This window comes from Roseibium polysiphoniae (assembly GCF_014842925.1).
In the GTDB taxonomy this organism is placed as follows: Bacteria; Pseudomonadota; Alphaproteobacteria; order Rhizobiales; family Stappiaceae; genus Roseibium; species Roseibium polysiphoniae.
The window spans coordinates 134,588-148,437 of the sequence record NZ_JACYXJ010000006.1; the positions used below are offsets into that span (position 1 = coordinate 134,588).

The 13,850-nt window shown below is 57.8% G+C and carries 12 protein-coding genes; 9 read left to right on the forward strand and 3 right to left on the reverse strand.

The window, feature by feature from the left end; translation table 11 throughout:
* Positions 1–138 precede the first annotated feature (138 nt).
* Positions 139–1,134, forward strand: coding sequence for a DnaJ C-terminal domain-containing protein (locus IG617_RS16385; RefSeq protein WP_192110332.1), 996 nt, complete (start codon positions 139–141; stop codon positions 1,132–1,134).
* An 84-nt stretch (positions 1,135–1,218) separates the two neighbouring features.
* Here IG617_RS16385 and IG617_RS16390 read toward each other — a convergent pair whose 3' ends face one another.
* The 3 genes from IG617_RS16390 to IG617_RS16400 are packed head-to-tail and all read right to left on the reverse strand — an operon-like array spanning position 1,219 to position 4,656.
* Positions 1,219–2,082 (reverse strand): SDR family oxidoreductase, encoded by an 864-nt coding sequence (locus IG617_RS16390; protein ID WP_192110333.1) that lies wholly within the window; start codon positions 2,080–2,082, stop codon positions 1,219–1,221.
* A 22-nt stretch (positions 2,083–2,104) separates the two neighbouring features.
* Positions 2,105–2,848: a crotonase/enoyl-CoA hydratase family protein gene (locus IG617_RS16395; protein WP_192110334.1), complete on the reverse strand. Its 744-nt coding sequence runs from the start codon at positions 2,846–2,848 to the stop codon at positions 2,105–2,107.
* Positions 2,849–2,874: 26 nt separating this feature from the next.
* The gene (locus IG617_RS16400) at positions 2,875–4,656 is read right to left on the reverse strand and encodes an acyl-CoA dehydrogenase (RefSeq protein ID WP_192110335.1); all 1,782 of its coding nucleotides are present in this window, start codon (positions 4,654–4,656) and stop codon (positions 2,875–2,877) included.
* Positions 4,657–4,845: 189 nt separating this feature from the next.
* Between IG617_RS16400 and IG617_RS16405 the strand changes: the two genes are divergently transcribed.
* From IG617_RS16405 to IG617_RS16440, 8 genes are all read left to right on the forward strand, one after another.
* Positions 4,846–5,853, forward strand: coding sequence for an L-threonylcarbamoyladenylate synthase (locus IG617_RS16405; RefSeq protein WP_192110336.1), 1,008 nt, complete (start codon positions 4,846–4,848; stop codon positions 5,851–5,853).
* 506 nt (positions 5,854–6,359) lie between these two features.
* Positions 6,360–7,289, forward strand: a complete 930-nt coding sequence (locus tag IG617_RS16410; RefSeq protein ID WP_338110007.1) for a histone deacetylase family protein — start codon at positions 6,360–6,362, stop codon at positions 7,287–7,289.
* Between the two features lie 116 nt (positions 7,290–7,405).
* Entirely contained in the window at positions 7,406–7,663 is a 258-nt protein-coding gene (locus IG617_RS16415; protein WP_192110337.1) for an exodeoxyribonuclease VII small subunit, read from the forward strand.
* A gap of 127 nt (positions 7,664–7,790) precedes the next feature.
* Positions 7,791–8,957 (forward strand): helix-turn-helix transcriptional regulator, encoded by a 1,167-nt coding sequence (locus tag IG617_RS16420; protein WP_192110338.1) that lies wholly within the window; start codon positions 7,791–7,793, stop codon positions 8,955–8,957.
* A 334-nt stretch (positions 8,958–9,291) separates the two neighbouring features.
* Positions 9,292–11,211, forward strand: a complete 1,920-nt coding sequence (dxs, locus tag IG617_RS16425; RefSeq protein WP_192110339.1) for a 1-deoxy-D-xylulose-5-phosphate synthase — start codon at positions 9,292–9,294, stop codon at positions 11,209–11,211.
* Positions 11,212–11,379: 168 nt separating this feature from the next.
* Positions 11,380–12,777 (forward strand): MFS transporter, encoded by a 1,398-nt coding sequence (locus tag IG617_RS16430; protein WP_192110340.1) that lies wholly within the window; start codon positions 11,380–11,382, stop codon positions 12,775–12,777.
* A gap of 93 nt (positions 12,778–12,870) precedes the next feature.
* Entirely contained in the window at positions 12,871–13,248 is a 378-nt protein-coding gene (locus tag IG617_RS16435) for a hypothetical protein (RefSeq protein WP_192110341.1), read from the forward strand.
* A 56-nt stretch (positions 13,249–13,304) separates the two neighbouring features.
* Positions 13,305–13,844, forward strand: a complete 540-nt coding sequence (locus IG617_RS16440; RefSeq protein ID WP_192110342.1) for a copper chaperone PCu(A)C — start codon at positions 13,305–13,307, stop codon at positions 13,842–13,844.
* Positions 13,845–13,850 lie beyond the last annotated feature (6 nt).

Genomic DNA, 13,850 nt, shown 5'->3' on the forward strand with positions numbered 1-13,850 from the left:
TGTAATCCCGGTAAAACAGATCTGAAGACTATTCCGAACGGGTCTGGAATTTTTTCCTATCAATCACGATATAGTTCCAGAGACAAAATTCGGAGGCGGGCGGGTGCGCCGGCCGTATCCATGAATTGGTGACATTCCATGCGTGATCCTTACAACGTCCTCGGTGTTGCGAAATCGGCATCCGAGGCCGACATAAAAAAAGCCTTTCGCAAGCTGGCAAAGAAATATCACCCTGACCAAAATCAGGATGATCCGAAAGCGCAGGCTCAGTTTGCCGAGGTCAACCAGGCCTATGAGATCATTGGCGACAAGGAAAAGCGCGGGAAGTTTGACCGGGGCGAAATCGACGCTGAGGGCAAGCAGAAATTTCAATCCCATGGCTTTGACGGTTTCTCGGACTTCCAGGACTTTGGCGGTGCAGGTTCCTCGAGAGGTTTCCGTGGACAGTCGGCGGGTGGCGCAGGCGGCTCTGCCGGTGGCTTCGACGACATCCTGAATGATATCCTTGGTGGTTTTGGCGGCGGCAAACGGGCACGTGCCGGCGCGGCTGGGGCCGGTGGGCCAAAGCCTGGCGCTGGTCAGCGCACGCGACCCGCTCAAAAAGGCAAGAACGCCGAGTTGATCGCGGCGGTTTCGCTTGAGGACATCGTCAACGCCGGGAAGACGCAAGTTACCCTGCCAAGCGGCAAGACTGTCAACGTCACGATACCAGCCGGCACTCACGAGGGTGAGAAGATCCGCCTGCGTGGCCAAGGGTACCCTGGTGAATATGGCGGCTCAGCCGGAGATGCGCTTGTCGAAATCCGCTTGAAGCCGCACAAGCTCTTCGATGTACGCGGAAACGACCTGATCCTGGAACTACCGCTTACCCTTTATGAGGCGGTGCTCGGCGCCAAGGTCCGCACGCCGACGCTGACGGGCGCGGTCAATTTGAACATTCCAGCCAACAGCTCGGGTGACAAGACTATGCGCCTGAAGGGCAAGGGCTTGCCGACCAAGGGCGGTGGTCATGGCGACCTTCTCGTCAAACTTCAGATCATCCTACCGCCGAATGCGGATGGCGAGCTGGAAACCCTCATGAAAGCCTGGAAGGACGTCACACCTTACCGGGCCAGGGGACCGGAATTCGATTAAGCCGGACAAAGCATCAATCCAACCAAAAGAGCCCCGGCAAACTGCCGGGGCTCTTTTGGTTCAGTCTTAGGTCGCCGAGGGATGTCAGGCTTTGACAGGACCAAGGTCGCACGGCGCGACACTGTCATCCGGCACGAAGAAGTCGGGCGCCAGGGCAACACTCGGATCGACACGATAGCCATCGAAATCGGTCACGCCACGTGATGCCAGGAAGGTGTCGTCAATCAGGAACTGGCCAGAAAGCTCTCCCGATGGGGTCGTGAAGATCTCGTAGGCAGCATCTGCCAGAATATCGGGTGTCCGACTTTGCTGCATCAAGGCGTCACCGCCGATGATGTTCTTGATTGCGGCCGTCGCAATTGTCGTGCGCGGCCAGAGCGCGTTGACCGCAATTCCCTTCGCCCTGAGCTCACCGGCAAGCCCCAGAACCACGAGGCTCATGCCATATTTGGCGATCGAATAGGGTGTGAAGGGGGCGAACCACTTTTCCTGCATATCAAGGGGCGGCGACAAGGTCAGGATATGCGGATTGTCCGACTTCGCCAGGTGCTCGATCGCATGCTTCGAACAGGCTAGCGTGCCGCGCGTGTTGATCTGATGCATCAGATCAAATCGCTTCATGTCCGTTTGGGCAAGAGGTGTCAGCTGAATTGCGCTGGCGTTATTGACGAGGATGTCCAGCCCGCCGAAGGTTTCAGCCGTCTTGTCGATCGCACGTTTCACTGCTTCGTCGTCGCGAACATCAAGGACCAGTGGCAGTGCCTTGCCGCCAGCCGCCTCGATTTCCTCCGCTGCGGAAAAAATCGTGCCTTCCAGCTTGGGATGCGGCTCAGCGGTCTTGGCCGCAATGGCAATATTTGCACCATCACGCGCCGCGCGCAGGGCAATCGCCTTGCCGATGCCGCGCGATGCGCCGGTGATAAAAAGTGTCTTGCCTGACAGGCTCATTGGGATACTCCGATCAATGTTGTCAGCCCTTGGGCTTCTTCATCATAAAGGCCTGAAAAGCGGCGATGGTCTCGGGCGCACTTAACCGCTCACCGAAAATTCGGGCCTCTTCGTCGATGCGTGCCAGCAGGTCTTTCCGGTCGCCCAGCAGCAGATCCCGCGACAGCTTCATGGCCTGAGGCGGCTTTGCGGCAATCGCCTTGGCGCAGGCAAGCGCGACCGTTTCGACGTCTTCCTCAATGTGGTTCACGATGCCCACGGCATGCGCTCTTTCCGCATCAAAGGCGGCCCCAAGACAGAGGAGTTCGAACGCCCGCGCATGCCCCATGAGCCTGGGTGCGAGAAGGGATGAGCCAGCCTCAGGCACAAGTCCCAGATCAACGAAAGGCGTCTTGAAGGTCGATGCCTTCGTTGCAAAAACCATGTCGCAATGCATCAGCAACGTCGTTCCAACGCCGATTGCCAGACCGTCGACTGCCGCGACAATCGGCTTTTCATTCAAGGCGACCGCTTTGAGAAAGCGGATCACAGGCGTGTCAGAAAGATCGCCCTTTCCGGCAAATTTCAGAAAGTCCGCGATGTCATTGCCCGCAGTGAAGGCCCCGGGCTGACCACAGATGAGATGGCATCTTACGCTCTCACCCAAATTCCCCTCTTCAAGGGCTTTCGCAAGGTCCGCATACATTGCGCCGGTAAGCGCATTTTTCTTTTCGGCACGGTCAAGTCGGAGGGTGCAAACCCCCTCCTCCAGAGATTTCCGGATCATTGAATTCCTCCCATTGCCAGCTTCTGTCAGGACGCCAGCGCTTCCGGGTCGAGAGATAGGATCGAGCCTGCCGAAGACGTGACATCGGCCCCGAGCGCAATGGTCTCGTAAAGGCTCGTCTCCGCAAAACTGCGGGCCAGCAGCGTACGGTCTTTCGAAGCTGCGGCATTCTCTGTGCCTGAGCGCAGCGCTCCCTTGGCAAGAAGAACCCCGCCGAGTGTCAGCCCGGCCAGTCGGAGGTAAGGCGTTGCGCCAGCCAAAGCCTCGGCAACGCATCCTTCAGCCTGTGCCGCCTTCATCCAGGACGTGACCCGTTCGAGTTCTTCAATCGCTGCATGGAGCCGATCAGCCGTCGCACCGAATTCAGGACGGTTGCTGGCGGCGACTTCATCGGCAATCTGTCTCAACTCCGAAATGAAACCGTCGATATGCTCGCCGTTCGACAGCGGCAATTTGCGCATGACAAGATCGATCGACTGGATGCCGTTGGTGCCTTCGTAGATCGTTGCGATACGGCTATCACGAAGGTGTTGAGCTGCGCCTGTCTCCTCCACATACCCCATGCCGCCGTGGATCTGGACGCCCATGGAGGCAACCTCAACGCCGAAGTCGGTCGGGATCGCTTTTGCAAGCGGGGTCAAAAGCCCGGCGCGATCCGACCAGAACTTCCTGTCTTCCGCCGTCTCGGCCACATGCGACATGTCAATAGCGTGGGCACAGGCATAGCAGATCGCCCTCGCCACTTGCGTCCGTGAACGCATGGCCAAAAGCGTCCGCTTGATGTCCGGATGATGTGCAATGGCGCTCATCCCCTCACCCTTTTCACCCGGAGCACGGCCCTGCTTGCGATCAAGGGCGTAAGCGAGTGCCTGCTGATAGGCCCTCTCCGCGACACCGAGTCCCTGAATACCGACGGCGAGCCGGGCGTTGTTCATCATCGTGAACATGCAGGCCAGGCCGCGATTTTCCTCGCCGATCAACCAACCAGTGGCGCCGCCATCATCACCAAACACCATCGTACAGGTCGGCGAACCATGAATGCCAAGTTTGTGCTCGACGCCGGCACAGCGCACGTCGTTGTGCTCTCCCAGAGTGCCATCGTCATTGACGAAGAGTTTCGGGACGAGGAACAGCGAAATGCCCCTTGTTCCCGCCGGCGCATCGGGAAGCCTGGCAAGCACAAGATGAACGATATTGTCCGTCATGTCGTGTTCGCCATATGTGATGAAGATCTTCTGCCCGCTGATCCTGTAGGTTCCATCGCCATTGGGGATCGCCTTGGCCTTCAAGGCGTTCAGGTCGGAGCCTGCCTGTGGTTCAGTCAGGTTCATGGTGCCCATCCACTCACCGGACACCAGCTTTTCGAGATACTTGGCCTTCAGCTCATCCGTTGCGTGTTTTTCGAGCGCTTCAACCGCACCGATTGTCAGCGTTGGTCCGATCGCGAAGGCCATGGAGCCGGAGTTCCACATTTCCAACGCTGCGGCTGAGAGCATGACCGGCAGGCCCTGGCCGCCGAAGTCGGGATTTGCACTCAGGCCGTTCCAGCCTCCCTCGATCCAGCGATGGTAAAGCTCTTTCCAGCCTGGGGGCGTTGTGACCGCACCGTTCGAAAAGGGAGTTCCATGCTTGTCAGCCACCGAATTCAAGGGCGCAATTTCCTCTGCGGCAAAGCGCCCCGCCTCCGTCAAAATCGCAGAAACGAGGTCATCTCCGAGCTCACTGTGCGCCTCGTGTTTCTGAAGCTCTTCGAGCCCACAAACGTTCTTGAGGGTGAAAGCAATCTCGTCGATTGGCGCGCGATACATGAAGAGCTCCCTAAGCAGTTTTATACGGCACCTTGACGGCGCCGCGCCTGGGCCGCAAAAGGCCCTGACGTTTGACTATTTGACGGAACACTAACTCGGTTTACGTAAACGTCAACCCGTGTCGCTACGGCAACCCGGCACTTCGACACGATCGGTTCGACACCCATTCAGGCGGAGACTTGGAAATCCATGCGCAGATGGACCCTGGATCTGACACAGGACGACTGGCAGGACGCCGCCGAGGTGGACGCGGTCTGTGATGCGATCAAGGCAGGCGAACTCGTGGCCATTCCGACGGAAACGGTCTATGGGCTTGCCGCCGACGCCACCAGCAGCTCCGCCTGCGCCAAAATCTTCGCCGCGAAAGGCCGGCCCCAGTTCAATCCCCTCATCTCCCATCTGCCATCGCTGGAAGCTTGTCTGGAGCACGGGATTTTCGATGAGGACGCCATGAAGCTTGCGAAGGCTTTCTGGCCCGGCCCGCTTACGCTCGTTGTCTCCAAGAAACCACAATCGACAATTTGCGACCTTGCAACGGCTGGGCTGGACACCGTTGCCCTGCGCGTGCCCGCGGGACCGGTCATGCGATTTCTCGCAGAGAAATGTGGCTCACCGCTTGCCGCGCCCAGTGCCAATATTTCGGGAAAGGTCAGCACGACGACCGCGGATGCCGTCACAGCTGACTTGAGCGCTTCGCTTAGCTTTGTCGTCGACGCAGGCCCTTGTTCGGTCGGCATCGAATCCACAATCGTCGCGCTCGTTGATGGCATCCCGAGCCTGCTGCGCCCGGGCGGCATCCCGCGAAAGGATCTGGAAGCTGTCCTTGGACGCGCCGTGATCGATGCTTCGACGCCAACGAGGCCTGACGCGCCGCAAGCACCTGGAATGCTCTCGTCACACTATGCGCCTTCAGCGGCGGTACGCCTGGACGTGCAAGCGGTGCAGGACGGCGAGGCACTCCTGGCGTTTGGGTCGCATAGGCTTCCCGGCGCGGATGGTGCTGTCTGCGAAATCAATTTAAGTCCCGCAGGCGACCTTGAAGAAGCAGCAGCAAGGCTTTTCGCGGCATTGAGACACTTGGACGCCTCTGGAGCAAAGACAATTTGCGTTCAGGCCATCCCAATGGAAGGCCTCGGGGAAGCCATCAATGACCGCCTTGAACGCGCAGCCGCACCACGCCCGAATACACCATCGTGATCATGGCCCCTCACCCGTTGATGGCGCGTCACGATTGATCGCATTGATTGGTGTCGGATTGGCAGCGGACTTTGCGGGATCGCTTGAAAACGTCCAAGACCTGATCGAACGAGCTAACTCAGAAAAAGTCTCTCTTAGAGCACCTCATATCGTGTAATTGACAATAATCACTAATACCTCAGCGCAATTTTCTATCTCACTACACTACTTATACACAGATACATCTGCGGAAGATCGCCACTGCTCTGGCGATCCAAGTCGCGAATCATCTAACTTTTACTTGTTAAATCAGATGCAGCGGACCTCCCCTCGAGCACTCTTGTGCTCGCACCTTTCGGGGCCAGATCTCCAACCAGATCGGCCCCGTTTCTTTGCGCTCAGCATCGCTTCAGATTCTCCCCCCGACATCTCCTACATCCAATGCCTGATTGACAGGCTTGCGGAGCGTCGGTCTGATGCACCCAATCCTTATGCCCGCTCGGCGACCTCCTGTTATTGGTGCTTTTGTGTCAACGCTTCTGCTTCATCATCCAACCTTCCTCGATCATCTGACGCCAGTAGGCCATCCCGAACGACCGGACAGACTGAGGGCGATTGACCGCATCCTTGAGCACGAGCGCTTTCAACCTCTGGAACGTGAAGCGGCCCCGATTGGACGGCGCGAAGACATCGCGCGCGCGCATCCCATGGCATATATTGACATGCTGCACAGGCTTGCGCCTCAAGAAGGCCTTTCGCGGGTCGATGCGGACACCACGATGTCTCCAGGTACCTGGGAGGCGATACTGCGTGGGGCGGGTGGCGCGTGCCGCGCCGTAGAAGAGGTGTTTGAGAAAAAGGTCACCAACGCATTTTCAGCGTCCCGCCCACCTGGCCACCACGCTGAAAAAGACCGGGCGATGGGCTTTTGCTTTTTCAACAACGTCGCGGTAGCGGCCCGTTTTGCCCAGGCCCAATATGGGGCGGAGCGTGTTGCAATCGTCGATTTTGATGTTCACCACGGCAATGGCACCCAGGATATCTTTTGGGCAGATCCAACCGTGATGTATTGTTCGACCCATCAGATGCCGCTCTATCCGGGCTCTGGTGCCGCAAATGAGACCGGTGAAGCCAATACGATCGTCAACGTCCCTCTCGCTGCTGGTGATGACGGCCCGATCTTCAAGGAAGCGATGGAAGCTGTCATCCTTCCCCGACTGCGCGGCTTCGCGCCGGATCTGGTCATTATCTCCGCCGGTTTTGATGCGCACGCCCGCGACCCGCTTGGCAGCCTCAACCTTCTGGAAGCCGACTTTGCCTGGGCGACCCGGGCCCTGATGGACGTGGCTGAAAAACACTGTGACGGACGCCTCGTCTCGGTCCTTGAAGGCGGCTACGATCTTGAAGGCTTGGCGCGCTCGACGGCCGCACATGTGATGACGCTGATGACAGGCTGATTGATCCTTCGGATCACTTGAGGATAGCGCCGCGCAACAGACCTCGACACCTTGACCTCAGCCACCAAGACCGTAAGTGTCTAAAGCCGTCTTCAAGAACCTCTCGGATTAGCGTCATGACCAGCGAAACGACCCAGCCAGACCTTGCCTCTCTTTCCTTTGAAGAAGCGCTCAAGCAGCTGGAAACGATTGTGCGGGAGCTGGAACAGGGAAATGTGCCACTCGAGCGCAGCATCGAGATGTATGAGCGCGGTGCGACCTTGCGCAGTCATTGCAACAGTCTCTTGAAAGCAGCCGAGGCGAAGGTAGAGAAGATCCAGCTGGGACAGGACGGGCAAGCAGCCGGCACATCAGACCTTGACCCCGAAAACTGACCTGACAACCCCAATTTTCTCCGATTTAAAAAATTCCGCTGCGTAATGTATACATTTTTACCGAGATCTTGCCGAATTGACCAGCTTTCCTCTTGCCAATAGCTGAGAAACTGGAAAATTATGCGGCATGGTTTCGATTACCGCACATGACGAATTCAGGGTGCTGGAGCGCGTTCAAGAATGCGCCGGCAACCCGTCGTTATGGCCTCAAACCCTGCAATGCGTCGAGCGGTCCCTCAAATGCCGCGCCTACATGCTCGAATTTGGTCCGGACAAGGAACACACGGGCCGATTTTCCGATGCAACGCAGGCAAAAGAACTCATCGACTTTCTGGACAATGTCCGGACCGAAGCGAACCGTACGGCATTGCGCTTCCTGATCGACGAAGCCGCGGTCAACTATCCCTATTGCAAGGCTCAGCTGACGAACCGCAGCAAGGAAGTCTCGAAGCATCCCGTACCGGCCGAACACCCAATTGCCAATTGGCCCGGCCTGATCACGCCCGTCCTGCGATCGCGGGGAACGACAGTGCTGGTCGGTTGCCTCTGGTCAACGATCTCGATGGAAGAGGCTGATCCGGACTACGTCATGCCGCCCTTCAGGCGCTTCGCAAAGGCGGTTTCATCCGCCCTGGATGTCGCAGAACGCTTCAGTGAAGCCGCCTCTCGCAAGGAGGCGCTGCAGTTGATGGCATCGAGCCAGAAAAACGCAATGTGTCTCATCGACGAAGATCTCTCGATCCACTTCAGCACGCCCTCCTACAGAGAGCTCCTGAAGGACGGCCATATTTTCACCGTCCATGGAAACCGACTTGTGCCGACAAAGAAAGAACTCGAAACAGCGCTGACGTCGGTATCACAGCAGGTGGGCGCCCCTTTCAGATCTGGAGCGGCAGCCGGACAGTCGCTCGATGCCACGCCAGTTCCCGAACAGTCTGTTTTTGTCTCTGTTCATGACGAAGCGTTGTGTCATGTCTCGATCCGCGGCCTCCCGTCCCTTCCCGGCACACCAGAGCTTGCCGAGAGCAATTTCATACTGGTGGAAGTCAGAAAGCCCTACAAGCTCTCGGAAGATCTTAAAGGATTGCTTCGGTCAGCATTCGGATTGTCGAATGGAGAAGCGCGCCTGGCTTACGACCTCGCCGTCAGCGGGTCTCTTGCCGAAACCCTCGAGAACCTCGACATCACCAGAAATACTGCAAAGACACATCTGCGCCGGATCTATGAGAAAACGTCCACGCAATCCCAGCTTGAACTGACACAGTTGATCCACAGCCTGAGCGGTCTTTTTTGAAACTGACTGAGCCTTTGGCTGAGATGACCGAGAGCCGCCGCGGCGCATAAAAAAAGGGGCCGTGAAACACGGCCCCAGTTGATCACTGTGCACGTGGCCCCATCGACCACATCAGCTTTTTATTCCACTTCCGGTTTAAATGCATCACCCATCTGGGTGACTAGCCTATCAATTCGACAACAACCTGATATTTTTGACTATCTTTTTGAAGCTTGATTTCGTTTACCGGAAAAAGAAGGCGCAAAAACACCCAGTGCCAAAGCCCGGTTTGCGCCCTATCTGTGCTTGGTGTAATCCTGCGCGCCAAATAGAACCCTCTGGAGCCGTACACAGCGTGACGTCCAAACCATCTACTCCCCTGCTCGATCAGATCAACTGTCCAGCGGATCTGCGTCAATTCGAGGAAACCGATCTAAGTCAGATCGCCGAGGAACTTCGTGCGGAGATGATCGACGCGGTTTCCGTCACCGGCGGACACCTGGGCGCAGGCCTTGGGGTGGTCGAACTGACCGTCGCGCTCCACTATGTGTTCAACACCCCTGACGACCGTCTGATCTGGGATGTAGGCCATCAATGCTACCCGCATAAAATCCTGACAGAGAGGCGCGACCGCATCCGGACGCTGCGTCAGGGCAATGGGCTGTCAGGTTTCACAAAGCGGTCGGAAAGCCCCTACGACCCGTTCGGCGCTGCCCATTCCTCTACGTCTATTTCAGCAGGCCTTGGAATGTCCGTCGGGCGTGACCTGGCTGGCAGGGACAACAACGTCATTTCCGTGATCGGCGACGGGGCGATGTCCGCGGGCATGGCGTATGAAGCCATGAACAATGCCGGTCACCTTGGCTCGCGGCTCATTGTCATCCTCAATGACAACGACATGTCCATTGCGCCGCCAGTGGGCGCAATGTCAGCCTATCTTGCCAAGCTCGTATCGGGCCCGACCTACCAATCCCTGCGAGATGCCGCCAAGAATATTGCGAAGAACCTGCCGAAACCTCTCCAGGAAAAAGCAGCGCGCGCAGAAGAATATGCACGCGGCTTCTGGACCGGCGGAACACTGTTCGAGGAGCTCGGGTTCTATTATGTCGGCCCTGTCGACGGCCATAATCTTGAACATCTTCTGCCGATCCTGAAAAATGTCCGCGACACGCACCATGGACCGGTGTTGATCCATGCGGTCACCCAGAAGGGCAAGGGATACGCTCCTGCCGAAGGCGCCAAGGACAAGTATCACGGCGTAGCGAAATTCGATGTCGTGACCGGCAAACAGTCAAAGCCGAAGGCAAATGCACCGAGCTACACCAATGTGTTCGCGACGTCGCTGGTCCGGGAAGCACAAGACGACGAGAAAGTCGTTGCGATTACCGCTGCCATGCCCGACGGGACCGGCGTCGACCTGTTCCAGGAAGCCTTTCCTACTCGGACGTTTGATGTCGGCATCGCAGAACAGCATGCGGTGACGTTTGCCGCCGGTCTGGCGACGGAAGGGTTCAAGCCGTTCACCGCGATCTATTCGACCTTCCTGCAGCGCGCCTACGATCAGGTTGTGCATGATGTCGCCATTCAAGGCCTGCCGGTTCGCTTTCCGATCGACCGCGCAGGGTTGGTTGGCGCAGACGGGGCGACGCATGCCGGCGCCTTCGATACGGCCTATCTGTCCTGCCTGCCCGGTTTTGTCGTCATGGCAGCTGCTGACGAAGTCGAGCTTCGCCATATGGTCGCGACAGCGGTTGCGTATGACGAAGGTCCGATTTCATTCCGTTATCCTCGCGGCGAAGGCGTCGGCCTTGAGCTTCCCGAGCGCGGAACGGTTCTCGAAATCGGCAAGGGCGTGATCCGCCGTGAGGGAACGAAGGTTGCGCTGCTGTCCTTTGGCGGACGCATGAGCGAATGTCTTGCAGCGGCCGATGAACTGGATGCGGCCGGTCTTTCGACAACGGTTGCCGATGCGCGCTTTGCCAAGCCGCTCGACGTCGATCTCCTCACGCGCCTGGCGAGAGAACACGAAGTGCTGGTCACGGTCGAGGAGGGCTCGATTGGCGGTTTTGGAAGCCATGTTCTGAGCCAATTGGCAGCGCTCGGTCTTTTGGACAATGGTCTGAAAATCCGTACGGTAACGCTCCCTGATGTCTATCAGGACCAGGACAAGCCGGACATACTGTACAAAGACGCGGGCCTCACCTGTGAAGGCATCATGAAGCAAGTCTTCCTTGCTCTCGGTCAGGACCATCTCGGCTCCTTCCAGCGCGCCTGACTTAGCGCGTTCAGAAGATGAAACCGTCACTTGTGTGCTCGGTTTGCGTCATTCGTCAGTAATCGATTGACAGGCCCGGTCAGGACTGAGAAAGCTGGAATTCAAGAAGATCTGCGTCGGCCCCTGCGCCGGCGCATTTTCTTTTTTCCAACTGCACCGAGGTGATTCATGGCGCAGATGCTGGCTTCCGTTTCCGCTCTGTTGATTTCAGTCGCATTGCTCATTCTCGGACATGGGCTGCAGTCGACGCTGTTGCCGCTTGCTGCGAGCAACGCGGATTTCAGCGACCTGCAAATCGGTGCAATCTCCTCGGCCTATTTTATCGGGCTCGTGCTCGGCTGCCTTGGCGCACCACTCGTCATCATGCGCGCTGGCCACATCCGCGCCTATGCAGCGGTTGTCTCCCTCATGTCCGCCGCCGCGATCCTGCACCCGATCGCCGTCGATCCGGTCGCATGGTTCGCAATCCGTATCATCTCGGGCTTTTGTCTCGCAGGCTTTTACATGATCGTTGAAAGCTGGCTGAACGAGAGTGCCACAAACGAGAACCGCGGAACGATCATGTCGACCTACGTCGTGATCCTGTTTGCTGCCATGATGGTGGGACAGGTCTCGATTTCAGGTATGGACATCACGTCTTTCATCCCGTTTGCCATCGCGTCGGTCACCGTGAGCCTCGCCGTCATCCCGGTCGCTCTTACTTCTGCCAATCAACCAGCTCCCATTACGCTGGTCCGTTTCCGGCCGATCAAGCTTTACCGCAACTCGCCTGCCGCTCTGGTTGGTGCTCTACTCATCGGTGTCGCGAATGGAGCCATCTGGTCCCTCTCGCCGCTCTATGGCTCCCAGATCGGTTTTTCGACCAACGAGTCGGCCGTCTACGCAGCCGCCGTCATTGCCGGCGGCATGCTCTCACAATGGCCCGTCGGCCGGCTTTCGGACAGGATGGATCGTCGGCTGGTGTTGCTGATGCTTGGAGTAGCGACCTCTGTGGTCGCAACCGGTGTTGCCGTGCTGGCTCCTCAGGACTTTCAGACCGCAACGGCCCTGGCCATGCTCATAGGCATCTGTTCGCAGCCCGGCTATGCAATCGCGGTTTCCCACGCCTTCGACTATGCCGATTCTGAAGACTTCGTTGAAACATCATCGGGACTGCTGCTCGCTTTCGGACTTGGCTCCGTCGCCGGCCCGATCTCGGCCTCGATCCTGATGAACCAAACAGGACCGTCGGGGCTCTATTTCTTGGTTGCCGTCGTAAATGTGGTGATGGTCGCCTTCATACTGACGCGCCTCTTTGCGCGCAGTGCCATCGATCCTGAAGAGAAGTTCGACTTCGAATACGCTGCAACAGCTCAGGTCGGTACAGTCATGTCGCCCGAGCCACTGGATGTTGATGCGCCCAACGTCATCCCGCCGGAAGAGTTTCCAGCCTATGACGACGAAATCTACAATGCGGAGACTGATACCATTACGGAGGAGGTGGTGGCATATGAGGATCTCGAGGAAGCGGCTGCCGAAGAGGAGCCCGGCAAGACTGACGACGCGGCGACCTCTGACAAAGGCTAGGTCGATTTCCGCCCCTGTGGCAAAACACCCCTCGACGCCACCGCAGTTTGCCATCATATTCCGCCCATGAACTCGTGCCCGAGCCTCTTTCAAATGCTGCGGCAGGAACGCCACCCCCTGGCGATCCTGGCCATGCTCGCGCTCGGGCTTAGAGTCACCGTCATCATGGTCGGCCTGGCCATCTCGCCCGGCGTTGCGGGAGAAGGCCTCGGCATCCTGTGCCAAACATCTTCTCTCGAAGACGGGCGCCTACTGCCGTCGGGCGGTCAACACGACCCTGCCCACTGTATCTGTGGGACGGGGTGCAGCCACATTGGCCAGTTTTCGGCCACGCCTCAAGGCGCAGCTTACGCCTTCGAATCTGCCGACAATCGCTTTTCCTCGCGGCCTGGATCACTAGATCATTTCGGTACATCAGCACGTCCCTGGACCGCCGGACCAATTCGGGCACCGCCCTTTGTCTTGACCTGACTCGACATCTGGCGCGCAAGCGCCAACGACTATTTTCCAATCAGGATCAATGACACATGACGTCTCTGAAAACGCTGGCCACTGCGGCCGCAATCGCACTCTTGTCGGTTTCCGCTCAGGCGCAAGACTACAAGCTTGGTGATCTGACCATCGACCATCCCTGGACGCGCGCAACGCCTCCGAAGGCCGCAGCTGCTGGCGGCTTCGTTGAAATTCACAATTCCGGATCAGAGGCCGATCGCCTTGTTTCCGCGTCCTCACCGGCAGCCGGTCGGACCGAAATTCATGAAATGGCCGTCAATGATGGCGTCATGACAATGCGTCAGCTCGAGAACGGTCTGGAAATCCCGGCCAATGGAACTGCCGTATTGAAGCCGGGAAGCTTCCATATCATGTTCATGAAGCTCAACGCCCCAATCACCAAGGGGCAGAAAGTTCCTGTGACGCTGACCTTCGAAAAAGCCGGTGAGATCACCGTGGAGCTAACCGCTGAAAAGATCGGCGCGAAGGGCATGGACCACGGTAAAATGGGAGATGGCGAGATGGATCACTCCAAAATGAAACACGGCGATCATGCCGGACACGGCAAGGACTGAGGGCAA